This is a genomic window from Achromobacter sp., assembly GCF_050285565.1.
Classification (GTDB): Bacteria; Pseudomonadota; Gammaproteobacteria; order Burkholderiales; family Burkholderiaceae_B; genus Achromobacter.
In genome coordinates this window covers 234,280-256,997 of sequence record NZ_JBLZXG010000009.1, presented here as the reverse complement: position 1 = coordinate 256,997, position 22,718 = coordinate 234,280, and the positions used below count along the sequence as shown (strand labels likewise).

General features: G+C 66.9%; 18 protein-coding genes. 12 read left to right on the top strand and 6 right to left on the bottom strand.

Annotated features, from left to right (window positions below; translation table 11 throughout):
- Positions 1-138 precede the first annotated feature (138 nt).
- From ACN6O8_RS20170 to ACN6O8_RS20125, 10 genes are all read left to right on the top strand, one after another.
- A complete protein-coding gene (locus ACN6O8_RS20170; RefSeq protein WP_427992765.1) occupies positions 139-1,104 on the top strand; it encodes a LysR family transcriptional regulator in 966 nt (321 codons plus the stop codon).
- The gene (locus ACN6O8_RS20165) at positions 1,101-2,576 is read left to right on the top strand and encodes an NAD(P)-binding domain-containing protein (RefSeq protein WP_427992764.1); all 1,476 of its coding nucleotides are present in this window, start codon (positions 1,101-1,103) and stop codon (positions 2,574-2,576) included. The genes ACN6O8_RS20170 and ACN6O8_RS20165 overlap by 4 nt, the downstream gene beginning before the upstream one ends.
- On the top strand, positions 2,573-3,547 hold the full coding sequence (locus ACN6O8_RS20160) for an ABC transporter permease (RefSeq protein ID WP_427992763.1): 975 nt from the start codon (positions 2,573-2,575) through the stop codon (positions 3,545-3,547). The genes ACN6O8_RS20165 and ACN6O8_RS20160 overlap by 4 nt, the downstream gene beginning before the upstream one ends.
- Complete coding sequence (locus ACN6O8_RS20155; RefSeq protein WP_427992762.1) at positions 3,544-4,488, top strand: ABC transporter permease; 945 nt, start codon at positions 3,544-3,546, stop codon at positions 4,486-4,488. The genes ACN6O8_RS20160 and ACN6O8_RS20155 overlap by 4 nt, the downstream gene beginning before the upstream one ends.
- The gene (locus tag ACN6O8_RS20150; RefSeq protein ID WP_427992761.1) at positions 4,485-5,498 is read left to right on the top strand and encodes an ABC transporter ATP-binding protein; all 1,014 of its coding nucleotides are present in this window, start codon (positions 4,485-4,487) and stop codon (positions 5,496-5,498) included. Before ACN6O8_RS20155 ends, ACN6O8_RS20150 begins: the two co-directional genes overlap by 4 nt.
- Positions 5,495-6,628 carry an ABC transporter ATP-binding protein gene (locus tag ACN6O8_RS20145; RefSeq protein WP_427992760.1) on the top strand — a complete coding sequence of 378 codons (1,134 nt, stop codon included), beginning with the start codon at positions 5,495-5,497 and terminating at the stop codon, positions 6,626-6,628. Before ACN6O8_RS20150 ends, ACN6O8_RS20145 begins: the two co-directional genes overlap by 4 nt.
- A gap of 31 nt (positions 6,629-6,659) precedes the next feature.
- The gene (locus ACN6O8_RS20140; RefSeq protein ID WP_427992759.1) at positions 6,660-8,231 is read left to right on the top strand and encodes an ABC transporter substrate-binding protein; all 1,572 of its coding nucleotides are present in this window, start codon (positions 6,660-6,662) and stop codon (positions 8,229-8,231) included.
- Positions 8,232-8,241: 10 nt separating this feature from the next.
- Positions 8,242-9,570: an acyl-CoA thioester hydrolase/BAAT C-terminal domain-containing protein gene (locus tag ACN6O8_RS20135; protein ID WP_427992758.1), complete on the top strand. Its 1,329-nt coding sequence runs from the start codon at positions 8,242-8,244 to the stop codon at positions 9,568-9,570.
- A 24-nt stretch (positions 9,571-9,594) separates the two neighbouring features.
- Entirely contained in the window at positions 9,595-10,764 is a 1,170-nt protein-coding gene (locus ACN6O8_RS20130; protein WP_427992757.1) for a CMD domain protein, read from the top strand.
- Positions 10,765-10,842: 78 nt separating this feature from the next.
- Positions 10,843-11,700 (top strand): class I SAM-dependent methyltransferase, encoded by an 858-nt coding sequence (locus ACN6O8_RS20125; RefSeq protein WP_427992756.1) that lies wholly within the window; start codon positions 10,843-10,845, stop codon positions 11,698-11,700.
- Positions 11,701-11,726: 26 nt separating this feature from the next.
- Here ACN6O8_RS20125 and ACN6O8_RS20120 read toward each other — a convergent pair whose 3' ends face one another.
- Positions 11,727-11,942: a hypothetical protein gene (locus ACN6O8_RS20120; protein ID WP_060720381.1), complete on the bottom strand. Its 216-nt coding sequence runs from the start codon at positions 11,940-11,942 to the stop codon at positions 11,727-11,729.
- A gap of 686 nt (positions 11,943-12,628) precedes the next feature.
- Between ACN6O8_RS20120 and ACN6O8_RS20115 the strand changes: the two genes are divergently transcribed.
- A complete protein-coding gene (locus tag ACN6O8_RS20115) occupies positions 12,629-13,174 on the top strand; it encodes a hypothetical protein (protein ID WP_427992755.1) in 546 nt (181 codons plus the stop codon).
- Positions 13,175-13,236: 62 nt separating this feature from the next.
- Here the strand turns inward: ACN6O8_RS20115 and ACN6O8_RS20110 are convergent, their stop codons facing one another.
- Positions 13,237-15,348 (bottom strand): TonB-dependent siderophore receptor, encoded by a 2,112-nt coding sequence (locus tag ACN6O8_RS20110; protein ID WP_427992754.1) that lies wholly within the window; start codon positions 15,346-15,348, stop codon positions 13,237-13,239.
- A 446-nt stretch (positions 15,349-15,794) separates the two neighbouring features.
- Between ACN6O8_RS20110 and ACN6O8_RS20105 the strand changes: the two genes are divergently transcribed.
- Positions 15,795-16,616, top strand: a complete 822-nt coding sequence (locus ACN6O8_RS20105) for a helix-turn-helix transcriptional regulator (RefSeq protein ID WP_427992753.1) — start codon at positions 15,795-15,797, stop codon at positions 16,614-16,616.
- Here the strand turns inward: ACN6O8_RS20105 and ACN6O8_RS20100 are convergent.
- From ACN6O8_RS20100 to ACN6O8_RS20085, 4 genes are all read right to left on the bottom strand, one after another.
- Positions 16,552-18,465 carry a B12-binding domain-containing radical SAM protein gene (locus ACN6O8_RS20100; RefSeq protein WP_427992752.1) on the bottom strand — a complete coding sequence of 638 codons (1,914 nt, stop codon included), beginning with the start codon at positions 18,463-18,465 and terminating at the stop codon, positions 16,552-16,554. The genes ACN6O8_RS20105 and ACN6O8_RS20100 overlap by 65 nt on opposite strands.
- Positions 18,466-18,553: 88 nt before the next feature.
- Positions 18,554-19,567, bottom strand: coding sequence for a Csu type fimbrial protein (locus tag ACN6O8_RS20095; protein WP_427992751.1), 1,014 nt, complete (start codon positions 19,565-19,567; stop codon positions 18,554-18,556).
- Complete coding sequence (locus tag ACN6O8_RS20090) at positions 19,543-21,909, bottom strand: fimbria/pilus outer membrane usher protein (protein ID WP_427992750.1); 2,367 nt, start codon at positions 21,907-21,909, stop codon at positions 19,543-19,545. Before ACN6O8_RS20090 ends, ACN6O8_RS20095 begins: the two co-directional genes overlap by 25 nt.
- Positions 21,893-22,705, bottom strand: coding sequence for a fimbrial biogenesis chaperone (locus tag ACN6O8_RS20085; RefSeq protein WP_427992749.1), 813 nt, complete (start codon positions 22,703-22,705; stop codon positions 21,893-21,895). The genes ACN6O8_RS20090 and ACN6O8_RS20085 overlap by 17 nt, the downstream gene beginning before the upstream one ends.
- Between the last annotated feature and the right edge of the window lie 13 nt (positions 22,706-22,718).

Genomic DNA, 22,718 nt, shown 5'->3' with positions numbered 1-22,718 from the left:
CTGCAAGTCATTGAAATAACTCACAGTAATGAAAGAGCATAAGGAAATCCCGATTAGGGAATTTGCTTATGCCCTTTAATTATTTGCCGGGCGCATACTCGATACGCAAGAATTCGTCCTTGGCATAAAGCAAGACAGATGGAACTTCGTCAACTCGAGGCCTTCGCGGCCGTCATGTCCACCGGCAGCGTCACCGCGGCCGGGCGCTTGCTTGGCCGCTCGCAACCGGCCATCAGCCGCCTGCTGCAAGAGCTGGAAGCCGAGATCGGCTACGCCCTGTTCGCCCGCAGCGGGCCGCGCGTGACGCCGACCGAGCAAGGCTTCCTGCTGTATGACGATGTCGAGCGCGCCCTGTCCAGCCTGCGCCAGATCCGCGAGCGCGCCGAGGAAATCGCCCGCGGCCAGGCGCAGCCGCTGCTGCTGGCGGCGACCTCGGCCCTGGCCGCCGGCCTGGTGCCGGCCGCCCTCAAGCAGGTGGAAACTCAAACCCCCGGCCCGCGCATCGAACTGCGCAGCGCCTCGCCCGAACGCGTGGTGCACGCCGTGCTGAGCGGCGCGGCGCAACTGGGCGCGACCAGCCTGCCGCTGGAGCATCGCGGCCTGACGGTGCACTGGATCGGCCAGGCGTCCTGTGTGGTGGCGCTGCCCGAAAACGATCCGGCCGCGCGCCATGAAGTGGTGCCGGTGGCCGAGCTGGCCGGGCGCCGCGTCATCACCATGGCCAACCCCTACCGCCTGCGGCGGCGCCTGGATGCGGCGCTGGGCCAGGCGGCCGGCGCCATCGAAACCAACTCGTCCGTCAACGCCCTGGCCGCCGTGCGCGCCGGCCTGGGCGTGTCGGTGCTGGAACCCATCACCGCCTACGGCGCGCCGATGGCGGGCGTGGCGATCCGCCCGATCGACCTGGACATTCCCTTTTTCTTCGGGGTCATTACCTCGCAGTCACAGCCCCTGACGCCGGCCTGCCAAGCGATGGCCGACGCCTTGGCGCAAGCCGCCGCGCAGTTACTGCCCGGCTTCGTGCTGCACGAGGCCTGCCAGCACGGCGCGCTGTTGCAGTCGATCTACGGCGATGACACCCCTCTTACGGATCCCACCGCATGAATCAATCCCTTGCCCCGGCCCCGCAGGGCCTGGCCGCGCTGGAAGCGCGCCTGCGCCAAGACTTGTCCTGGCTGGAAATCCCCGCCAAGCCCTGGGTGCCGCCGCGCCAGGCGGACGGCCAGCCGGTGCTGGACGTGGCCATCATCGGCGGCGGCATGGCCGGCCTGGCCGCGGCGGCCTCGCTGACGCACCTGGGCATTGCCGCGCCGATCTTCGACCAGTCGCCCGAGGGCTATGAAGGCCCGTGGGCCACCACCGCGCGCATGGAAACGCTGCGCTCTCCCAAGCAGTTGACCGGCCCGGCGCTGGGCCTGCCGGCGCTGACCTTTCGCGCCTGGTTCGAGGCGCAGTTCGGTAGCGACGCGTGGGAAGCGCTGGACAAGATCCCGCGCCTGCAATGGATGGACTACCTGCGCTGGTACCGCCGCGTGCTGAACCTGGACGTGCGCAACCAGCACCGCGTGCTGGCCGTGCTGCCGCGCGCCGACCAGCTGGTGCAACTGGACATCGAATCGCCCGCAGGCCGCCACACCGTGCTGGCGCGCCGCGTGGTGCTGGCCACCGGCCGCGACGGCCTGGGCGGCGCCTACGTGCCGGACTTCGCGCGCAAGCTGCCGCGCGACCGCTGGGCCCATTCGTCGGACGTGCTGGACTACGCCACCCTGGCCGGCAAGCGCGTTGGCGTGGTGGGCGCGGGCGCGTCGGCCATGGACAGCGCCGCCACCGCCCTGGAGGCCGGCGCGGCCAGCGTCGACCTGCTGATCCGCCGCAACGACATCCCGCGCATCAACAAGGGCAAGGGCGCCGGTAATCCCGGCCTGACCCATGGCCACCTGAATCTGCCCGACGAATGGAAGTGGAAGATCCGCCACTACATCAACGCCGCCCAGGTGCCGCCGCCGCGCGGCAGCACGCTGCGCGTGTCGCGCCACCCGAACGCCCGCTTCAACCTGGGCTGCGGCGTGCAGGATCTGGCGCTGGTCGATGACGAAATCCGCGTCACCACGCCCAAGGGCGTGTTCACGCTGGATTTCCTGATTTTCTCGACGGGTTTCCGCATCGACTGGACGGTGCGTCCGGAATTCGCCGCGCTGGCGCCGCACGTGCGCGCCTGGGGCGACCGCTATACCCCGCCCGCCGGCGAGGAAGACCAGGAACTGCATGATTCGCCCGACCTGGGCGCGGCCTTCGAATTGCAGGAGAAGACCCCGGGCGCCTGCCCCGGCCTGGATCGGGTGCACTGCTTCTCGTACCCGGCCGCGCTGACGCATGGCACCGTGTCCGGCGACATCCCCGCCATCAGCGAAGGCGCCAAGCGCCTGGCGCAGGGCATCGCGGGCCTCTTCTACCGCGAGGACGTGGCCACGCATTACGCCAACATGGAAGCGTTCTCCGAACCTGAAGTGTTCGGCGACGAATGGACGCCGGCCCCGGCGCCCGGCGCGGCCCGGCAGGCGGAGACCGCGCAATGACCGCTTGGCTGCTCCGCCGCGTGGCGCAGGCCGCGGTGGTCGTGTTCCTGATGACGCTGATCGTGTTCGTCGGGCTGCACGCCATCGGCAATCCGGTAGACATTTTGATCGGCCAGGACGTCGACCAGGTCGACCGCGCCCGCATCATCGCCGAACTGGGGCTGGACAAGCCCCTGTGGCAACAGTACCTGGGCTTTCTGAACGGGGCGCTGCACGGCAACCTGGGCAACAGCTTCGTCTACAACATCCCCGCCGTCGAACTGGTGATCCAGCGCCTGCCGGCCACGCTGGAACTGGCCATCTCCGCGCTGCTGCTGGCGGTGATCGTCGGCCTGCCGCTGGGCCTGTTGGCCGGGCTGTATCCGGACAGCCGCTTTGCCAAGCTGGTAATGGCGGGCAGCATCGTCGGTTTCTCGCTGCCGACCTTCTGGGTCGCGCTGATGCTGATCATGACCTTCAGCGTGTCGCTGGGCTGGCTGCCGGCCAGCGGCCGCGGCCAGACGGTGGAGTTCCTGGGCTTGCAGTGGTCGTGGCTGACGGCCGATGGCTGGCGCCACCTGATCCTGCCGGCGCTGAACCTGTCGCTGTTCAAGATCTCGCTGGTGATCCGCCTGACCCGCGCCGGCGTGCGCGACGTGATGCCGCTGGACTTCGTCAAGTTCGCCCGCGCCAAGGGCCTGTCGCCTTTCCGGGTGGTCTGTGTGCACGTGCTGCGCAACACCATGATCCCGCTGGTGACGGTGCTGGGCCTGGAGTTGGGCTCGACCATCGCCTTTGCCGTCATCACGGAAAGCATCTTCGCCTGGCCCGGCGCCGGCAAGCTGATCCTGGACAGCCTGAACGCGCTGGACCGCCCGGTGATCGTGGCCTACCTGATCGTGGTGGTGTGCCTGTTCGTGACGCTCAACCTGATCGTCGACATCCTGTACAAAGTGCTGGACCCGCGGGTGCGGCTGGAGGCCGCGGCATGAGCGCTCCGAACACTCCCCAGGCTGATGCCATGCAACCCGTCACGCCCGCCGCGCCCGTCCTGAAGCGCGAATCGCCCTGGCGCCGCAACCTGCTGGAATTCCTGTCGTCCAAGACGGCGGTGTTCGGACTGGTGATCGCCACCCTGCTGATCCTGGCCGCCATCCTGGCGCCGTGGATCTCGCCGCAGAACCCCTACGACCTGCTGCAGATCGACGTGCTGGACGCGCGCCTGGCGCCGGGCACGATGAACGGGCTGAACACCTTCCACTACTGGCTCGGCACCGACGGCCAGGGCCGCGACCTGCTCTCGGGCATCCTGTACGGCCTGCGCATCAGCCTGATGGTGGGCGTGGGCTCGGCGCTCATCGCCGGCGTCATCGGCACGCTGCTGGGCCTGCTGGCGGCCTACGCCGGCGGCAAGGTCGACGCGCTGATCATGCGGCTGGTCGACCTGATCCTGTCGTTTCCGTCGATCCTGGTGGCCATGATGATCCTGGCCTACCTGGGCAAGGGCGTGGGCAACGTGGTGCTGACGCTGGTGATCCTGGAATGGGCCTACTACGCCCGCACCGCGCGCGGCCAGGCCCTGGTCGAGCGCCGCCGCGAATACGTCGAGGCGGCGCGCTGCCTGGACATCCCGAACTGGCGGATCATGCTCAAGCACATCCTGCCCAACTGCCTGCCGCCGCTGATCGTCATCGGCACCCTGCAGATCGCGCGCGCCATCACGCTGGAAGCCACGCTGAGCTTCCTGGGCCTGGGCGTACCCGTGACCGAGCCGTCGCTGGGGCTGCTGATCTCCAACGGCTTCCAATACATGCTGTCCGGCGAATACTGGATCAGCTTCTATCCCGGCATCGCGCTGCTGGTCACCATCGTCGCCATCAACCTGGTGGGCGACCGCCTGCGCGACGTGCTGAACCCGAGGACCCACAAATGAGCGCCGCCCGCCCCGTCGCGGCCCCGGCCGCCCCCACATTGGAAGTGCGCAACCTGCGCACCCACTTCTTCACCCGCGCCGGCACCCTGCCCGCCGTGGACGACGTGTCCTTCACGCTCGAACGCGGCAAGATCCTGGGCCTGGTCGGCGAGTCCGGCTCGGGCAAATCCGTCACCGGCTTTTCCATCATGGGCCTGGTGGACGCCCCCGGCCGCGTGGTCGGCGGCCAGGTGCTGTTCCAGGGCCGCGACCTGACCCGGTTGCCCGCGCGCGAGCTGCGCAAGCTGCAGGGCAACCGCATCGCCATGATCTTCCAGGATCCGATGATGACGTTGAACCCGGTGCTGCGGGTCGACGTGCAGATGATCGAAACGGTGCGCGCCCACAACCGCATGAGCAAGGCGCAGGCGCGCGAACTGGCGCGCGACACGCTCGGCATGATGGGCATTCCCAGCCCGGAAGAGCGGCTGCTGGCCTATCCGCACCAGTTGTCCGGCGGCATGCGCCAGCGCGTGGCCATCGCTATCGCCATGCTGCACCGCCCCGACCTGATCATTGCCGACGAGCCGACCACGGCGCTGGACGTCACCATCCAGGCGCAGATCCTGTCCGAAGTGCAGAAGCTGGCGCAGCAGCACGGCACCAGCCTCATCTGGATCACGCACGATCTGTCGGTGGTGGCGGGCCTGGCCGACGACGTGGCGGTGATGTACGCCGGCCGCATCGTCGAACACGGCAAGGTCGACGACGTGCTCGACCGTCCGCAGCATCCCTACACGGTGGGCCTGATCGACAGCCTGCCCAGCAACAACCAGCGCGGCCAACGCCTGCGCCAGATTCCCGGCATGACACCCAACCTGCTCACCCTGCCCGCCGGCTGTGCCTTCGCGGCGCGCTGCGCGCGCGCCACGGCGCAATGCGGCCAGCAGCCCGCCATCACCGACGTGCTGCCCGGCCATCAGGTGCGCTGCTTTCATCCGTCGCGCCAACTGGGCGAGGTGACGGCATGAGCCAGACCACGATTCCGGACACCCGCGACGGCGCCAACGCGGCATTGCCCGTGGGCCACGACACGCAAGCCGCCTCCCGTCCCGCGCTCGACGCGCCGGCTGGCGACGCCGCCCCGCGCACGGCGGGCAACGCCACCCCGCTCATCGACCTGCGCCAGGTCAGCAAGCGCTTCGGCGAACGCCCCGTCGGCGCCGCCGGCCGCGTCCTGCAGCGCCTGGGCTTGTCCAAGCCGCCGGCCATCACCCGCGCCGTCGATCATGTCGACCTGCTGGTGCGCCCCGGCGAAGTGGTCGGCCTGGTCGGCGAGTCCGGCTGCGGCAAGTCCACGCTGGGCCGCATCGCGGCGGGCCTGCTGACGCCGTCCGGCGGGGAGGTGCTGATCAACGGCCAACGCCCCGCCGACATGACGCCGGCCCAGGCCCACGCCGCGCGCCTGAAGGTGCAGATGATCTTCCAGGATCCGTACGCGAGCCTGAACCCGCGCCTGCGCGTGGACGAGATCGTGGGCGAAGCGGCGCGCATCCACGGCCTGGTCGGCAACGGCGATTTCGATGACTACGTCAGCGCCCAGCTACAACGCGCCGGCCTCGACCCGGCCCTGCGCCAGCGCTATCCGCACCAGTTCAGCGGCGGCCAGCGCCAGCGCATCGGCATCGCCCGCGCCCTGGCGGTGCAGCCGTCGATGCTGGTGTGCGACGAGGCCGTGGCCGCGCTGGACGTGTCGATCCAGGCACAGATCCTGAATCTGTTCATGGACCTGCGCGAACAGCTCAACCTGACGTACCTGTTCATCAGCCACGACCTGGGCGTGGTCGAACACCTGTCGGACCGCGTGGTCATCATGTACCTGGGCCGCGTGGTCGAGACCGCGCCGGTCGAGGAAGTGTTCCGCCGCCCCAACCACCCCTACACCCAGGCGCTGCTGGCCGAGATCCCCAACCTGAAATCGCGCCACAAGACCTTCACCGCCATCAAGGGCGAGATTCCCAGCCCGCTCAACCCGCCCGGCGGCTGCCACTTCCACCCGCGTTGTCCGCATGCGATGGCGCGCTGCAAAACCGAGGTTCCCACTTTGAAGGGAATCGCCATCAACCACCTGAGCGCCTGTCACCTGAACGACATGGCCTGAAAGAAGTTCCCCCTCACCAAGGACCCCGAACATGAAACGCCTGATTCTCTCGACCCTGACCGCCGCCATCCTGGGCGCGTCCGCCGCGGCTTCGGCCGACAACCTGGCGATCGGCTTTGCCGATCCGCTGTCCTCGCTCGACCCGCAACTGAACAACCACGCCGGCGACCGCTCGGTGGCCCTGCACTTCTGGGACCTGCTGATCGAGAACAAGTGGAACAAGCTGCAGCCCGGCCTGGCCGTGAGCTGGAAGCCGCTGGACAGCACCACCTGGGAATTCAAGCTGCGCGAAGGCGTCAAGTGGCAGGACGGCACGCCGTTCACCGCCGACGACCTGATCTACTCGTACACCCGCGCCCGCGCCGTGCCCGGCAGCGTCGCCACCTACGCCGGCTACCTGCGCACCATCGACACGATGACCGCCAAGGACCCGCTGACCCTGATCGTCAAGACCAAGGCCCCCAACCCCGACCTGCCGCTGAACCTGGCCTCGGTGCACGTGGTCAGCAAGCACGTCGGCGAAAAGTCGACCACCGAAGACTACAACTCGGGCAAGGCCATGATCGGCACCGGCCCCTACAAGTTCGTCTCGTACACCCCCGGCGACCGCGTCATCATGGAACGCAACGACGGCTACTGGGGCGAGAAGGCCACCTGGGACAAGGTCAACTACCGCTACATCAACAACGCCGCCGCCCGCACCGCCGCGCTGCTGGCCGGCGATGTCGACGTGATCGACAAGGTCTCGGTATCCGACCTGGCCAAGCTGCAGAAGGCGCCCAACATCTCGGTCTACCCGTACGACGGCCTGCGCGTCATGATCCTGCAGCCCAGCTTCAACCCCGCGCCCAACCAGTACATCACCGACAACAACGGCAAGCCGCTGGACAAGAACCCGCTGCTGGACCTGCGCGTGCGCCAGGCGCTGAACCTGGCGATCAACCGCAAGGCCATCGCCGACCGCATCCTGCAAGGCGCCGCCACCGAAGCCAACCAGTGGATGCCCAAGGGCACCTTCGGCTACAACCCCGAGATCAAGGACATCCCCAACGACGTCGCGCAAGCCAAGAAGCTGCTGGCCGAAGCGGGCTTTCCCGACGGCTTCAAGCTGACCATGCACGTGCCCAACGACCGCTACCCGCAAGGCCCGGAAACGGCCCAGGCGGTGGCCCAGTTCTGGACCCGCATCGGCGTCAAGACGCAAGTGGAAGTGGTGCCATGGGCCGTGTACTCGGGCCGCGCCAACAAGAACGAATTCGCGGTCAGCATGCTGGCCTGGGGCAACGGCACGGGCGAAGCCAGCTACGCGCTGGTCAACATCCTGGCCACCGTCGACGCCAAGAAGGGCCTGGGCGCCTCCAACTGGGGCCACTACAGCAACCCCAAGGTCGACGCTGCGCTGGACCAGTCCACCTCGGAATTCGACGTGGCCAAGCGTGAAGCCATCCTGCGCGACTCGGTCAAGCTGGTGTCCGACGACGTCGGCATCATCCCGCTGTACCACTACAAGAACATCTGGGCCGCCAAGAAAGGCCTGAAGGTCACCCCCATGACCAGCGACCGCACCGCCGCCATGATGGTCACCAAGGACTCGGCCAAGTAAGGCGCGCATCATGGTTCCTACCCTGAGCATCCAACCCGCCGACGCGCTCATCGACGTGCCCCGCCAGATCCGGGTCGAGCATGTCACGCCCGGCCAGACGGTGGAGATCACCGCCCTCACCCGCCGCAACGGCGTGCTCTGGCAAAGCCAGGCCGCCTTCGTCGCGGGCGAGGACGGCGTGGTCGACCTGACGCGCGACGCGCCCGTCTCGGGCGACTACCGCTGCCTCGCGCCCATGGGCCTGCTGTGGTCGCAGTCGCCCGTGGACTCGCCCAGCCGCGAGCTCTTCAACCACCCGGTCAGCGAGCCGCTGGTCACCGAGGTGGTGGCGCGCGTGGCCGGCGCCCAGAGCGAGGCGCGCTTCACCCAGCGCCTGGCGGCCGAGGGCGTCACCCGCCAGGAGGTGCGCGAGGACGGCCTGGTCGGCACGCTGTACCTGCCGCCCGGCGCCACGCCCGGCTCGCACCCGGCCGTGCTGATCCTGAACGGCTCGGGCGGCGGCATCAACGAGCCGCGCGCCGCGCTGTATGCCTCGCGCGGCTACGCCGCCTTCGCGCTGGCCTACTTCAAGGCGCCGGGCCTGTCGGACTACATCTCCAACACGCCGCTGGAGTACTTCCAGACCGGCCTGCGCTGGCTGCGCAAGAAGGTTCAACCCAAGCACGACTTCGTCGCCATCAGCGGCCAGTCGCGCGGCGGCGAACTGGTGCTGCTGCTGGGCGCCACCTTCCCCACGGAAGTCTCGGCGGTCGTGGCCTACGTGCCCGGCGCCGTGGTCCACAGCGGCCAGAACGCCTGCGACCCCAAGATCGGCCGCGAAGGCCCGACCTGGCTGCTGGGCGGCAAGCCGCTGCCGCACGTCTGGGAGAACAACCGCACCGCCACCTGGGCCCCGTTCGACGAAGGCCCCGCGCCGCACCGCCACGAAAAGGCCATCCTCACCGCGCTGCGGGACCCCGACGCCGTGGCCCGCGCCCGCATCAAGGTCGAGGACATCCAAGGCCCGGTGATGCTGCTGTCGGCCACCGACGACGGCTCGTGGCCGTCCAGCCTGTACTCGCAGATGGTGCGCGACAAACTGGCCGAGGTGAAGCACCCGTACCCGGTTCAATGGCTCGACTACGAGAACGGCGGCCACTCGATCCTGTTCCCCTACGTGCCCACCACCCAACTGGTCTACGCCCACCCCGTGTCCGGCAAGATCAGCACCAGCGGCGGCAACCCCAAGGACAACGCGCGCGCCGACGAGGAATCGTGGCAAGGCGTGTTGAAGTTCCTGGACGCCGCGGTCAAGGCCAGGGCCAACGGCGGCCCGGCGACGTCCGGCAAGGCCGGCTGAACGCTATCCAAGGAGACTCTCTCAATGGCACCACAACCCATCGTCTATGACGCCGCCCGCGACCTGGTGGACCAGCTCGTCGGCCTGAAGGCCGACAGCGCCACCTACGCCGTGCGCCACCAGCGCGACAAGGTGGCCGCCGCCACCCAGGGCAGCTACGACGCCCTGTTCGACCCGGCGCTGCCCGGCCTGACGCTGGCCGAGCGCCTGCTGGTCGCGCTGTACGCCGCGCGCCTGACGCCGTCGCCAGCGCTGGCCGCGCACTACCGCCAGCGGCTGGTCGAAGCCGGCGCCCGCGCCGCCGACATCCAGGTGGCCGAGTCCGGCAAGCCGGCCGACGCCGCCGACCCGCGCCTGGCCGCGATCCTGGAATTCACGCGCAAACTGATCGAAAAACCCGTCGAAGGCGACGAGGCCGCGCTCAAGACCCTGCCGGCCGCCGGCGTCTCCACGCCGGCTGTCGTCACGCTGTCGCAACTGGTGGCGTTCCTGTCGTACCAGGTGCGCCTGGTCGCCGGCCTGCAAGCCATGCAGGCGCTGGCGGCCAAGCCCCTGGCGGCAGGCGCCCCGCCCGCGCCCTTCCCGCCCAACACCGCCGCCACCGAACCGGGCGCCGTCATCAAGGCCCACGGCTTCACCAACGAAGTGCTGGAATGGAAGGCGTGGCTGGACGTGGTCCAGGTCGACAGCGCCACGCCCGAGCAGATCGCGGTGCTGGAAGAAAGCCACCCCAAGGCCAAGGTCTCGGATTACTACCTGTTCCTGGTGCACCAGCCAGAAATCCTGCGCCAGCGCTCCACGGCCTTCAACGCCATCATGTATGCGCCGGGCGGTTTGTCGCGCGCCGAGCGTGAGCTGGGCGCGACCGTAGTGTCGCGCGTGAACGGCTGCGTTTACTGCGCGTCGGTGCACGCGCAGCGCTTCGAACAACTGGCCAAGCGCAACGACGTGATCGCGCAAGTGTTCGAGGACCCGGCCACCGCCGGCACCACCGCGCGGGAACTGGCGATCGGCAAGTTCTCGATCCAGATCACCGACGCGCCGGCGTCGGTGGATGCGGCCAGCATCCAGGCGCTGAAGGATGTGGGCTTCAGCGACGGCGAAGTGCTGGATCTGCTGCACTCGGACGCGATCTTCGCCTGGGCCAACCGCTTGATGCTGAACCTGGGCGAGCCGGTGCTCGTGCAGGTCTGACGCCGGCGTTTTCGTTAAACTGGCGCTTTCCGCCTATTCATGCGCCCCGCCCCACGCGGGGCGCATTGCCTTACCCCCATGTCCGAGAAAACCCACGACATCCGCCCCGGCCAGTCGATCGAACTGCTCAAGGCCCTGCACATCCTGACCCGCGACGGCAAGATGAACCAGGACAGCCGCCGCAAGCTCAAGCAGGTCTACCACCTGTTCCAGTTCATCGAACCGCTGCTCAAGGACGTCCAGCAACAACACGGCGCCGTCACCCTGGCCGACCACGGCGCGGGCAAATCGTACCTGGGCTTCATCCTGTACGACCTGTTCTTCAAGGAACAGCCCGAGGCGCAAAAGACCGGCTCGCACATCTACGGCATCGAAACCCGCGAGGAACTGGTCAAGTCATCCGAAGAACTGGCCAAGCGCCTGGGTTTTGGCGGCATGTCGTTCCTGAACCTGTCGGTGGCCGAGTCGATCACCTCCGACAAACTGCCCGCGACCATCGACGTGGTCACGGCCCTGCACGCCTGCAACACCGCCACCGACGACGCGATCCATTTCGCGCTGGAGAAAAAGGCCAAGTACATCGTGGTGGTGCCCTGCTGCCAGGCGGAAGTGGCGTCGGTGCTACGCAAGAACAAAGCCAAGGCGCTGGCCGATCCGCTGGCCGAGATCTGGCGGCACCCGCTGCATACGCGGGAGTTCGGCAGTCAGATCACGAATGTGCTGCGGTGCTTGCAGCTTGAGGCGCATGGGTACCAGGTCAGCGTGACGGAACTGGTGGGGTGGGAGCATTCGATGAAGAATGAGCTGATCATTGCGCAGTACAAGGATCTGCCGCGCAGGAAACCTGCGCAACGGCTGACGGAGATGCTGGATCGGATTGGGTTGCAGGAGTTGAAGAATCGGTTTTTTCTGCCGGAATCTGTGACGGCGTCCTAAACGCCGTGGCAAGGCCCCGCCCAGGTTCAATCGCCAGAGCTTCGACGCAACCGATCCGTCGACTGTTTGTTCAGCCGCTTCGCCTCGGCTTCCGCGTAGTCTTCCTCGCCCTGTTCGTATTTCCCGTCATACATGCAGCTACTGCGAACCAATCCGCACTCGCCGATGATTGAAGAACAGCCCGAGCTCAACGCAGCGAGAAATAGCACGATACCGTAACGGCCCAACGTTTGAATCGACATATGGCTCCTTGGGGAATCACGCTAGTGTACCGGTGTGGATGGCGGCCACAGTCTCGGGACGAGGTAAAAAATATTGTCAGGCGCCGGTGCCGGCCGCATAAGCCTTGGTGAAAAGCGGTATCGCCGTTCTGCTTTACTGTTCTACCCTTCGAATCGGATCCGGCAGCCAGCCTGCGGCATCTGTCCATTTTCGATTACCCGGGCTCCTATACCTGGTCGGCAGGGCCGATGCCGCGATTGGAAGCACTGGAAGTGAATGTGCCGATGGCGATTCAAGGCGGAAGATTTTCCTGCGCTGCGGTCGCTGTCGATATTGCCGGACAAGCAAGCCAAGCGGCTGGATCAAGCCTTGCGGCTACCGCTTGCGGAACTGAATCTGTTCAATGCTTCCCGCGTTGCAGGAACTGACGCTGATGGGTTGCGCCAATATCGGCCTGGGCGAGTTGGAAGCCAAGCTGCACTCTCAATTGCGACGATCAAGTATCGCCGCCACGACGTAATTCTTAGACGCGAAATCCGGCCAACGATATAGGTTGGCCTGGAGTACATTCGGCGGAGGAAACGCCAAAATCTCTCCGAATTCCGACTGACATGCGATCACCATTTCGATAGATTGCCAAGTGCTTCTACCTTGGAAGCCCCTGACCTGCAGCATATCCAACCAGAACAAGGAGATTGCATCAGTGATGAATAGCGAGACGCTGGAGAAATTAAAGGCACGCACTGCCCGCACAGCAGTAGGCGCATCCACCGCACAGAAAATGGGCCCGAAGGGCACGATCAATGCGGCGCGAGAGTTCTTGCAGGGCGTGAATCTTCGCAAGTTTGGCGCCGCCAAGACGGAACGCACCTATTTCCGATTGCTTGATGCTGAGACGATCGCGCTGCAGAATTCCCTGCCCCAAGATGCCCAGCATTGGGGAAGCTCGCGAAAATTCCTGAACATCTTTCTTCGCAATTGCGCTTATAACAAGTACCTTTGCGCAGCATATGGCCTGGACACGATAGAACAGTGGATGGAAGTCCCGCTGGATAGCCATGTGGCTTCCGGCTTGAAAGAGCAACCTGAAGGTGCCGAACTTCCTCGCTGGAAGACCGTCATCGGCCTAACACCAGAAGAAAGCGCCATCTTGCAAGACGTAGCCTCCCGGATCGCAAGCCGCGAAGGGATTGCCCGCGTGCATCTTGATGTGCATTACTGGAACGGCCCGCATGTAAAGCGACGCCCCTGAACGCTTACACGGTTGGCTCAGTCGTGGGCAAGAGCGCCCGATTCAATTCAGGCGCCCGCCCTTCACCACTGATACGCCACCTTCAAATTCACCACCCTCCCCGCCCCCGGGAAGCACCCGCCCATCGTCTCGTCATAGCAACTCGCGATATGCCGCTTGTCGGTCAGATTGGTGACATTCAACTGCACCCGCGCGCCCTTCAGGCTCGGCACCTGCCGCCCCAGGTCGTAATGCACCTGCGCATCCAGCAGCGTGAACGCCGCCGTGCGGTACTGTTCCAATCTGCCATCCCCCACCCAGGTCCCGCCGTTGTGCCGCACGCCCAGCGCCGCCCCCAGGCCGGACGGCGCATCCCACGCCAGCCACACGCCGCCGAAGCGCTCCGGCACGCGCGGCGGGGTCTTGCCGATGTTGGCGGGGTTGCCCTTGGTGTATTCCACGTTCTGCCACGTATAGGCGGCGATCACGCTCCATTGCGAGCCGAGCTTGGCCCGCGCCTCCAGTTCCAGGCCACGCGAGCGCAACTCGCCGCCCTGGATGCTGAACGCCACGTTGGCCGGGTCGGCGGTGAGCAGGTCGGATTGCGTCAGAGTGAAGACCGCGGCGGTGAACAGCGCGTCCCAGTGGTCGGGCTGGTACTTGAGGCCGGCTTCGAGCAGTTCGCCCCGGCTGGGCTTGAACGGCTTGCCGCTGGATGACAACTGGTTGGTCGGCTGGAACGACTGCGCATAGGTGACGTAGGGCGCCACGCCGCTCCCGAAACGGTAGAGCGAGCCGATGCGCACGGTGGTGGCTTCGTCGTGCTGCTTGAAGCCGCCTCGCCCGAGCAGGTCGATCGTGTCGATGGTGGACCAATCGTGACGCACGCCAAGCGTGGTGATCCAACTGCCCAGCGCCAGTTGGTCTTGCAGGTACAGACCGGTCTGGGTCGAGCGCACGCGATTGTTCGTGTACATCATCGGTGCGCCGGTCACCAACGCGCCATGGACGGGCTGGTACAGATCCAACGGCGATGCCGCGCCTTGGGAATAGTCGCCGCGGCCGCGCATCTGCTCCCAACTGAGACCGGCCAGCAACTCGTGTTGCAACGCGCCGGTCGTGAAACGGCCTTTCACCTGGTTGTCCAGAGTGATGGCGTGGTAGGTTTCCTCGGACAACGAGGTATTGCGATTCAGGGTGCGCAGATCCGGCTGCAAGCCATGGCCGGTGACAACGTCGCGGTGCATGGAAATGCCGCTGTAGCGACCGCTCGACGATGCCGTCCAATCGCCGTTCAGACGCTGGTCGAAGCGATAGCCGGCCACGCGCTGCTTGCGGGAGAATGCGTCGTACGACGGCTCACCGATATTGGTGTGCAGCGGAAAACGGCCATTGGGATTGGGCAATATGCTGCCGGCGGCGGGCACGGAACCCAGCGAACCCAGAGAGGGATCGTCCTGGTAGCGCGCATACAGCGTCAAGCGTGTCGCGGCGCTCGGTTGCCACACCAGCGACGGCGCGACCGCGCGGCGCCGCGCGGGGAATCCGTCCACCTTGCCGTCGCTGTTCCAGACGGTGCCGGCGATCCGGTAGAGCCAGGCCCCATCGCGGTCGGCGCGGCCGCCCAGGTCGAAGGAGCCGCGTCGATAGCCGCGTGTGCCGCCTTCCACTTCGACCAGCCGGATCGTTTCATCGCGAGGTAATTTACTGGTCAGGGCCAGCACGCCGCCCGGGGTGGCCATGCCGTACAGCACCGATGCGGGACCGCGCAGCACTTCCATGCGTTCCAGCAGGAAGGGATCGACCTGCTGCGCGCCGTAGATGACGCCTCCGGTCTGGCGCAAGCCATCGAGAAAGGTGTCGGCGCTGCCATCGCCACCGGTAAAGCCACGGATGGTCAACTGGTCAAAAGCCGTGACCCCGCCCCATTGCTCGGTGGCGATGCCGGGTGCGTAGCGGAAGGCTTCGTTGATCGAGCGGGCGTCCTGCGCGTCCATCTGGGCGCGGGTGACCACCGACACCGATTGCGCGATCTGACCCAGCGGCATGTCGCTGCGCGTGGCCGAACTGGCGCGGCGTGGCACCAGGCCGTCGTCCTCGGCGCTGCCGGCGACCTCGATAGACGGTAGCGTGGGCGCCTCGGCGGCCTTGCCCGACTGCGCCGCGCCGGGCTGGGCCCAGGCCAACAGAAGCAAATGAAATCCGACGGTAAGAACCCGGGGCGTTGCGCATCTGGCGCGGGATTGGAAGATCATGAGCGTGGTCCGGTTGTTTGAAGACATGCCTCCCGGCTGGCGGCAAGTACCGCCGGCCCGATGCATGAGCATTCCTTTGAGGCAACCGTATTTAATGGTGCGTCTCATTCAATCAACTACCCGAATCGGGTCGATGACCCGCATCGGTTCCCTCCCCCGCCGCTCGGATGAAACTCCAGGACCCTATGCCACCCAACGCCTCCCGCGCTTTGCCCGAAGCCTCCACGACCGCGCTATGCGATCCGGATTATGTTGCGCGCCTGCTGCCGGGACAGCGCCACAAGCTGCTGTGCCTGCCGGCCGGGGATGGCGTCGAACTGTGCTACTGGCACAGCGCGTTCGAGCAGCCGCTTACCGCCCGCACGCGCGACGGTGGCGACCGCGTCATGCTGTCGTACCAGTTGCGCGGCACGACGCATTGCTGGCTGGAGGGCGGCCCCGGCGGGCGTGAAGCGTATGTGCGCGAGACGTGTGGCAGCGTCTTCTTCGCGCCGGACCGTCGCGGGCATTTCTGCCAGCAGGGGGTATGCGAGAGCCTGTCCGTCGCGGTGCGGCCGGACGTATTGCGGGAATGGCTCGGACATGACATGGATCAGCCATTGCGGCGGTCCTTGGCCTCAGGTAGTTGCTTTCACGCCGGGTACCGCGGCGCGAAGCTGCACCAGGCGGCGCTGGCCGTCAGCCAGGACCTGAAGCACTCGCCGGTTCGGCCCAACGAGACGCGCGGCGCGCGCTTGATCCGCGAAGCGCAGGCATTGATGTTGGCGGGGTTGTTCCTGGAAAGCGAATATGCCGATGGGGCGCGCGCCAATGGCGCCACGCCGCAACGGCAGCGGCTGTTGGCGGCGCGGGATTATCTATTGGCCGATCTGGCCAATCCTCCCACGCTGGCGCGCATTGCCGCCGAGACCGGCTTGAGCGCCATGCGCATCAAGCGCGGCTTTCGTGAGCTGTTCGGCCACAGCGTCTATGGCTTGTTCCAGCAGGAAAGAATGCGCGATGCGCAGCGGCGGCTGCGCGCCGGCGGGGTGACGGTAATGGAGGTGGCATTCGACCTGGGCTATTCAAACCCCAGCCACTTCGCCGCGGCGTTCCGCAAGCAATTCGGCATCGCCCCCGGCGAATACAAACGCAGCCAGCCCCCTACCCCTGCTGACTCAACGCCTTGGCAATCCGATGCCGCCCCACCGTCGTCTTCGGCACCTTGAACGGAAACCAACTGCGCACGTCCTCCTCCAGCCCGATCCCGTGCATGTAGTTGTAGATCGCCTTCTTCAACGCCCGCCCCAGCGCGTCATGATCCACCCCGGTCGGGTCGTCGAAGCCGATATCGTTCTTGGCGAACGTCACCTCGGGCAGCGGCCGCAGCGTCACGCCGTATTCCTCGGGATTCAGCCCCACCGGTGAATGCACCGTACAGGCGAAGCGGTGGAAGAACCCGCTCTGGATGCAGCCGTTCTCGAACAATTGGCGTACGTATTCCAGCGCGTCGACCGTATCCTGCACGGTCTGCGTGGGAAAGCCGTACATCAGGTAGGCGTGTACCAGGATGCCGGCGTCGCTGAAGGCGCGGGTGACGCGCGCCACCTGGTCGACGGACACACCCTTTTTCATCAGGTTCAGCAGGCGGTCCGAGGCGACCTCCAGGCCGCCCGAGACGGCGATGCAGCCGCTGTCGGCCAGCAGTTCGCACAGCTCGGGGGTGAAGGTCTTCTCGAAACGGATGTTGCCCCACCACGAGATGCCGGCATTGCGCTCGATCAGTTCAGAAGCCAGGGCCTTGAGGGACTTGGGCGGCGCGGCCTCGTCGACGAAATGGAAACCCGTCTGGCCGGTTTCCCGCACGATGGCCTCGATGCGGTCGGCCAGCACGGTGGCCGAGGCGCCTTCGTAGCGGCCGATGTAATCCAGGCTGACATCGCAGAAGCTGCACTTCTTCCAGTAACAGCCGTGCGCCACGGTCAGCTTGTTCCAGCGGCCGTCGCTCCACAGGCGGTGCATGGGGTTGAGCATGTCCAGCAACGACAGGTAGCGGTCCAGCGGCAGGCCGTCCCAGGTGGGCGTGCCGACTTCGGCGAAGGCGACGTCGGGCTCGACCAGGTTGACGTAGCGCACCGCGCCGCTGTCGGCGTCGCGCAGGAAGGTGCGCACCAGGCGCTGGCGCGAGCGCTTGCCCTGGACGTGTTCCAGCAGCGCCAGCAAGGGACGTTCGCCGGCGTCGAGGCAAACGAAGTCGAAATAGTCGAAGACGCGCGGGTCTTTCAGTTCGCGCAGTTCGGTGTTGACGAAGCCGCCGCCCAGCACGGTGACGATGGACGGGTCCCGCGCCTTGATGGCCTGGGCGATGCGGAAGGCGGCGTAGACGGCGCCGGGGAACGGCACCGACAGCAGCACCATGGTGGGCTGGTGGCGCGCCAGGGCTTCCAGGGTCAGATCGCGCAGGGTGTCGTCGACCAGGTTCAGCGGCGCGGCCAGCGCGTCGGCCAGCGGGTCGAAGGTCGGCTGGCTGCCGGCCAGCGATTCAGCGTAGCGCACGAATTCGAAGCGCGGATCGATGGCGTCGCGCAGCACGTCGGCCAGGTCGTTCAGGTACAGGGTTGCCAGGTGTTTGGCGCGGTCTTGCAGGCCCAGGGCGCCGAAGGCCCAGCCCAGCGGGTCGCCGCCTTCGTCGTCGACGTACACGTCCAGCGAGGCGAAGCGCGGGCCTTCAGGCAGGAAGTGGCGACCGACGATGCGGTGCGCCAGCGTCGAGTCACGGCCTTGCAGGAAGGCGATCACCGGGGCGATGGTCGCCAGGTAGCGCGGCTGCATGGCGACGAAGGCCTGGATCGCGGGGGTGTGCTGGTCCAGCGGCAACGCGTCCACCCTGGCCGCCACGGCGCGCAGGCCCTCGGGCGACAGCAGGCGCAAGACCAGCGCCAACGCCAGGTCTTCCTGCACGGCCGAGACGCCGCGCGAACGCAGGAAGCCGGTCAGGTAGGCGGTGGACGGGTATGGCGTATTGAGCTGCGTCATCGGCGGGATGACGGACAGCACGCGTAGGGGCGTGGCGGACATGAGACACGGCGGGAAATGCCGTCAAAGCGGGGATCGAGGGGGGATTATAGTGAGCGGCCGGCGACGCGCCCGCCCCCCCTTTTGCCATTCAGTAGTACAGCGTCGCCACGATCGTATCGGTATACGCCCCCATCCCCAGGTCGGGTTGCGGCGGGACTTCCCCGTACACCGTGAGCAGCACGGTATTGCCGGCCGGGCCGGTGGAGCCGCTGGCCTGGCTGCTTTCGTCGTCGCCCCAGACTTCCGTGAAGCTGCTGTCGCGGTAGATCTCATAGCGGACATAGCCCTGGGCGCCGGCCATTCTGCGCGAGCCGCCATCGCGATGCTGGCCGTCGCTCAGGCCGACCCGCCAACTCGTGCCGGGCGCGCATTGCACCCGGATCGTGCCTTCGGCGCGCACCGGCCGCAACGGCGGCGCGGTGCTGCCGAAGTCCAGGTCCGTGGCGACGATCCAGCAGGCGTTGTCGTAGGTGGCCAGCACGCCGGACGAAGAAAACGTGACCGAGCCGCCCCCGCTGCCGCCCGCGCTGCAGTCGTCCGTCGAGGCCGGATAGCCGCTGCTGCTGAATCGATAACGCAACAGTCCCTGGATGCCTTGCTCCTGGAACACCCGGGCCGCGCCCACCGATTGACCCGGATACACCCAGCCGTAGACCGGCGCCTGCGTGGTGCGCGGCGAGCCGGGCGGCACGACGACGCGGAATTGGTCGACCGGGGTGGAACCCGGCGCGCCAAGTAACTGCGTATGCGCCGGGTCGGAAAACAGATCGTAGTTGAGGAAGGCGCCGTTGTAGTTGCTCATGCGCCGCGTGGGCTGGCCAGCGCTCCATTGACCGGGAGAGAGGTAAAGGCAGACCTGGTAATAGAACGTGCCGCCCCTGCCGTAATCGGGCTCGCAGTTGAACTTGATCGAGGAAGCCGCCGCGCGACCGCTGGCGGTCACGCTGCCGAAGTCCATGCCAAAGGCGCCCTGCACGTAGCAATTCTGCGCCAGCGCGGCGGGGCCGCAAGCGGTCAGGGCCAGCGACGCCAGCCATCTGAAGGCGGACGCGGCCCTGCGTCCGTCGGCGGTGTGGCCTATCCTGGCGTGGTCTGTCTGCATGTCAGCTCTCCCAGCTCTGTCCAGCCTTCTCGCGGCAGCGCCGCCGGTAGTTCGGCCTGGCACGCGCCGGAGGGCAGGGTCACCACCAGGCGCGCGCCGGCGGGCGGATCCTCAAGGTAAACCCGGCCGTCATAGCCAATGATGACCTGGCGCCCGCCCGGCTCCAGGACAGCGGCGGTGCCGGCGGCGATCCAGTCTCCATCCGCGGCCCGCAAGCCGAATTCCACGGTCAGGGTCACTTTCATGGGAAAGCGCGCCAGCGTGCCGCTGGCCGTGGCCGGTACGGCCATCAGGCGAGTGCGCGTCACGTTGACGTTCGCCGGCAGCCCCAAAGGATCGATCGACAGGTCGTTGTTCTGCCAGGCGTTCAGCGGCGTCACCAGCAACAGGCCGCGTTCGTCCGTCTTTCCGACCACACGGTTCTCCAGCTTCACGGGCACGTCAGCGATGCCATCGGTGGAAACCAGCGCAAAAGCGTCGTAGACCCGGCGCATGGGGAACAGGCTGCCCTGCATCAGCAACAGGCCGCCCGTGGCGCCACCGTACACGGTGGTCCCGCCGCCGTAATTCGGATTGCCCCAATACTGCGAGCCCGCCCGCCACTCGCCGTAGCGCGTCAATTCATTGACCTCGGCCTGCCCGCCGCGCCTGTCGCCGGCGCTGGCCTGCACCCGCCAGCCCCAGCCATCGGTGTCGCCCGCGAGGTTGCGCGCCACGCCCACACTGGCGGTGTTTCCCTCCCGCTGGTGTTCGAAGCTGGTCCATGTCTGGATGCGTCCGCCCAGCGGAATCGACCAGTACACGAAGGCGCTGTTGCCGCCCGCGCCGTCCAGGTCGCGGTTGCCGCTAAGCGTCAGGTTGCCGTAGCGGCCCAGCGATTGCGCCCAGCTCAGTCCCACATAGCGGGCGCGCGGACTATCGCGGTAGTCCTGTTGCACGTAGCTCGCGCCCAGCTGGCCGTGGCCCACGGCCCAGCCCACGAAAGCCTGGGCGCTGCGCAGCGGCAGCTGCGAACCCTGCAAAGTGCCGACATCGCGAAACGCGCTGTCGCGGCGCAAGGTGGACAGGTTGACGCTGAGGCGTTCGCCCTGCCATTCGTAGCCGATCCGGTACTGTCGGCCACGGCGCGACGCCTCGCGGCTGGAAGCGTACGACCCGCTGACCACGCCGAACTGGCCGACCCTGGCCAGCGCGCCCAGGCCGCCCATGGTCAGGCCGTCCGACGTTTCGCCATGCGCTTCCAGCGTGACATGGTCGGTCAGGCCGTAGCGCGCGCTGCCGCTGTACATCATGCTGTTGGCATAGGCGAAGGAGCGCAGGCCGTAATCCTCGCGCGCCTTGCCGGCCTCGAACGACCAGTCTCCCAGGCCCTGCTGCAGCAACTGCGCGCTGTTGTAGATGGAAAAGTTGACCACCCGGCGCTGGCCAGTGATATCGGTGATGACCATCTGCGCGCTGCCCGCGCCGGTGATGACCGGCGCGCTGACGATCTGGAACTGGCCTGGCCGCACCTGGCTCTGCGCCTCGCGCACGCCGTTGATGTAAAGATCGACGATCGACGGCAGCGCCGCCTCGCCCCGGAACGTGGCCAGCGGCACCGTCACCCGGTACGGCTGCAGATCGAAGTTGCGCGACAGACGCACACCGCCAAAGCGCAACGACCGTGTCCACGACAGCGCGCCCGAGTAGGCGTCGCCCAAGGTCAGGCTGACCATGGGCGAGGGAAAATCGAGCTGCCAGGAACTGTCCAGGCGCGTGTTGCGAAACTCCGCGTCGCCGTAGTTGCTTCTGACCGATTGGGTGAGGTTGCTGCTGCGCCAGACGCCGGGCCCGACGCCGAACATCCGCAATTCCGACCACCCGCTCAGGCTGCGTGTGTACCGATCCTTTTGCGCGTACAGATCGTAGTTCAGCAGCAGCCCTGGCGCGCGGGTCTCGGGATCCAGACGCGGCGCGGCCGGCGTCTGATAGCCGATTTCGGCGATCGGCCCGGAAAGCATGGCCACCGGAGCGAATAGCGCCACGCTCTGATCCGCCGCGTCCAGCCGCACCCGCAACCCCGCCAGCGAGTCCAGCGCGATCCAGCCTGCTGCGCGATCGGCGCCGGGCCAGGTCAGGCCAAGGTTGCGCAGCGTGGCCGCGTCCGCATAAAGACGCCCGCCGCGCGAGACGAAATGCTCGATGCGTCGAAGCGCGACGTAGTTGAGCGTGACTTCCAGATACAGGTTTTCCTCGCCGGCAAGGCTGGCGGCAGGCACCTGCGGATCGAGGGTGTCATTGGCCTCGGACGCCGGCGTGTATGCGAACGTTCCCGCGACACTCAGGCTAGCGGTCAGCCTCATCCAACGGGACGTTCTGCGCTTCGACATCGTCATTGAATCGCGCCTTGAGCGTCATGCCCGAAGGCATCGGATAAGGAAGCTTCACCCGCCAGCCCATTTGCCGGCCAGGCAGGACATAGCCGACCAGGCCGGCCTCGACGGTCTGCGCCTGGCCGCCGGGCAGCGTGGCCACCAGCCCGCTTATGCGCGCGGCTTGCGGACCGTCGTTGCGGACCTGGAATTCGGTCGCGCCCGCGGCGTTGCGGACCACGCGCGCCCGCAATTGGCTCAGGTCGGTCTTGACCGGCCCCGGCGCGATCCGCCCGGCGGCGGCCGTGGCGGTACCGTCGACGAACACCGGGATGGAATACCGCAGCAGCACCTTCAAGCCGAGACCACGCGGATTTTCCTTGGGCGGCAGTTCATCGATCAACACGCGATAGCTCTGCTCTCGCGGCGTCGCCGACGGATGCAGCCGAACGATGCGGACGGTCTGGCGCTGCCCGGGAGACACGCGCATGATGGCGGGGCTGGCGACGATCTCACTGGCGGGAACCAGTTTGTCCGCGCCATTTTCCTGAGTCCAGCGCATGATCCGTACTTGCGCGTTCAGATCGTCCTTACCACTGTTGAACACCTGCAAGGACTGCGCGTTCTGGACCGCGCCGAACTGAACCCGTACGGGAGACACCTGCAGAACGGCCGCGCCGGCGCCGCGATGCCAGGCCCCCCCGAAAGCGATAGCGGCGCCGGCCACCAGGATGGCCGCGGCGCGGGACAGCGCCCGCGGCTGTGCGGAAGAACGCATCGACGTCATGGGCATACCCCTC

What these genes read in the sequence shown, in the direction of transcription:
- ACN6O8_RS20170 (WP_427992765.1), top strand. Translation starts at nt 139, where the DNA reads ATGGAACTTCGTCAACTCGAGGCCTTCGCGGCCGTCATGTCCACCGGC.
- ACN6O8_RS20165 (WP_427992764.1), top strand. Translation starts at nt 1,101, where the DNA reads ATGAATCAATCCCTTGCCCCGGCCCCGCAGGGCCTGGCCGCGCTGGAA.
- ACN6O8_RS20160 (WP_427992763.1), top strand. Translation starts at nt 2,573, where the DNA reads ATGACCGCTTGGCTGCTCCGCCGCGTGGCGCAGGCCGCGGTGGTCGTG.
- ACN6O8_RS20155 (WP_427992762.1), top strand. Translation starts at nt 3,544, where the DNA reads ATGAGCGCTCCGAACACTCCCCAGGCTGATGCCATGCAACCCGTCACG.
- ACN6O8_RS20150 (WP_427992761.1), top strand. Translation starts at nt 4,485, where the DNA reads ATGAGCGCCGCCCGCCCCGTCGCGGCCCCGGCCGCCCCCACATTGGAA.
- ACN6O8_RS20145 (WP_427992760.1), top strand. Translation starts at nt 5,495, where the DNA reads ATGAGCCAGACCACGATTCCGGACACCCGCGACGGCGCCAACGCGGCA.
- ACN6O8_RS20140 (WP_427992759.1), top strand. Translation starts at nt 6,660, where the DNA reads ATGAAACGCCTGATTCTCTCGACCCTGACCGCCGCCATCCTGGGCGCG.
- ACN6O8_RS20135 (WP_427992758.1), top strand. Translation starts at nt 8,242, where the DNA reads ATGGTTCCTACCCTGAGCATCCAACCCGCCGACGCGCTCATCGACGTG.
- ACN6O8_RS20130 (WP_427992757.1), top strand. Translation starts at nt 9,595, where the DNA reads ATGGCACCACAACCCATCGTCTATGACGCCGCCCGCGACCTGGTGGAC.
- ACN6O8_RS20125 (WP_427992756.1), top strand. Translation starts at nt 10,843, where the DNA reads ATGTCCGAGAAAACCCACGACATCCGCCCCGGCCAGTCGATCGAACTG.
- ACN6O8_RS20120 (WP_060720381.1), bottom strand. Translation starts at nt 11,942, where the DNA reads ATGTCGATTCAAACGTTGGGCCGTTACGGTATCGTGCTATTTCTCGCT.
- ACN6O8_RS20115 (WP_427992755.1), top strand. Translation starts at nt 12,629, where the DNA reads ATGAATAGCGAGACGCTGGAGAAATTAAAGGCACGCACTGCCCGCACA.
- ACN6O8_RS20105 (WP_427992753.1), top strand. Translation starts at nt 15,795, where the DNA reads ATGCTGTCGTACCAGTTGCGCGGCACGACGCATTGCTGGCTGGAGGGC.
- ACN6O8_RS20100 (WP_427992752.1), bottom strand. Translation starts at nt 18,465, where the DNA reads ATGTCCGCCACGCCCCTACGCGTGCTGTCCGTCATCCCGCCGATGACG.
- ACN6O8_RS20095 (WP_427992751.1), bottom strand. Translation starts at nt 19,567, where the DNA reads ATGCAGACAGACCACGCCAGGATAGGCCACACCGCCGACGGACGCAGG.
- ACN6O8_RS20090 (WP_427992750.1), bottom strand. Translation starts at nt 21,909, where the DNA reads ATGAGGCTGACCGCTAGCCTGAGTGTCGCGGGAACGTTCGCATACACG.
- ACN6O8_RS20085 (WP_427992749.1), bottom strand. Translation starts at nt 22,705, where the DNA reads ATGACGTCGATGCGTTCTTCCGCACAGCCGCGGGCGCTGTCCCGCGCC.